The 1,451-nt window shown below is 60.4% G+C and carries 1 protein-coding gene and 1 pseudogene; both read right to left on the minus strand.

The annotated features are described in order from the left end of the window. Positions 1 to 761 (minus strand): transposase (locus AWB68_RS44875; RefSeq protein ID WP_510183581.1); only part of this gene is annotated, 761 nt, incomplete at its 3' end. 181 nt (positions 762 to 942) lie between these two features. Then, positions 943 to 1,451: pseudogene (locus AWB68_RS44880) on the minus strand (transposase); the annotation flags it as partial.

The raw sequence follows: 1,451 nt of genomic DNA on the forward strand, positions 1-1,451 counted from the left end.
GCTAGATTCACTTTAGGCCCACGCGTAATGTGAAGGAACCGGCGACGTAACGCCAGTAACGGCGCCGGTTCCGACGCCCTCCTGCGCATTACCAGAACCTGCTGATTAGTGAGCAAATCACCAGCTGGTGATTTCTCGACTAGGCCGTCATAGAACGCGAAGGCGCGCACGTGCGAGCCGATCCAGTCTGGAAGCTGCTGAGTCCAGGTGAGCTCCGCAAACGTAAGCCCGGACACGCCGAGCGCAGCGACGAACAGCTCGGCCTCGCGGATTTCTCCGGTGTCCGGGTTGATGATGCCGAGCTTCTTGCCGCTATAGTCGACGAACAGCTTCTGGCCCGGCACGTGCGTTTGCCGCATCGTGACCGGAAGCCGCTGCGCCCATTCCTGGTAAGCCTTGCAGAACCAACTGTAGCCGCAGCCGTCCGGATGCTGCGCCTTGTATTCCTGCCACAGCAGATCGAGCGTGACGCCTTTCCTGCCGATCTCGCGATGCACAGTCGGCCAGTCCGGCATGCCTCGCGTTGGCTCGCGCCGCGCCGGCGGCGGATACAGCCTCGCCTCGAGCGCCGCGTCGTCCGTCAGCAGCTCCGGTGGCAGCGGCCAGCTCAGCCCTGCCAGCCGCGTGCGGCGCAGGTAATGCCACACCGTCGTTGTCGAGGCACCGACCGCGTCGGCGATCTCCCTCTGGTTGCGGTCACACTCGAAATGCAGCCGCAGCACTTCCCTGATTTTTCGCATGGTCAACCTGACATTTGCCATTCGGCACTCCCGACAAAACCGTCGATCGTGCCACCGTTGACCCGCGTCGCCGCCACCCCGAAATCCTGTTCGCGATGGCGTGGAAACCCTGTTCTTTTTGCCGTGGAATCGGCATTAACTTTGCCGTGGAATTCGTGTTCTTTTTGCCGTGGAATCCCTGTTCACTTTGGCGTGGAATATTCAGCCAGGCGCGCACCGTGCGCAAGTTGTACTGCAACAGGTCGCGCATGCGCAGCCGTTGTTTGTCAGTCAGGTTCTCGCGCCGCTTAAGCAAACACCAGCGCGACTTCTTGAGCACCGGCTCATATCCCTCGCGGCTCATACGGCGGGTTTCGTCGGCGCGAACCTCATCGATCGCCTTGTTCATCTTCGCCACGATGTGGAAGCGGTCGAGGATATTCAGCGCATTGGGGCAATGCAACGCGATCATCTCGAGGTAAGGCTTCCACATGTCCGAACAGACGAATTCCACCTTCTCACATAGCTGTGTTCCGATCATGGCGAAGAACCTGGCGAAGCTTTGCTTCGTGCGCTCCTGTCCGATCCAGAGCAGACGCACGCAACCGGCCTCGATCTGATACACCAGCGTGAGGTACTTGTGCCCGCGGCCATACTGGATTTCGTCGACGCCCAAAGCGCGGATTGTTCCGAGCTCGCGATGGGTCAGTCCCCACTCGACTACCCATTCCA

The sequence above is a fragment of the Caballeronia choica genome, from assembly GCF_001544535.1.
GTDB classification, from domain to species: Bacteria; Pseudomonadota; Gammaproteobacteria; order Burkholderiales; family Burkholderiaceae; genus Caballeronia; species Caballeronia choica.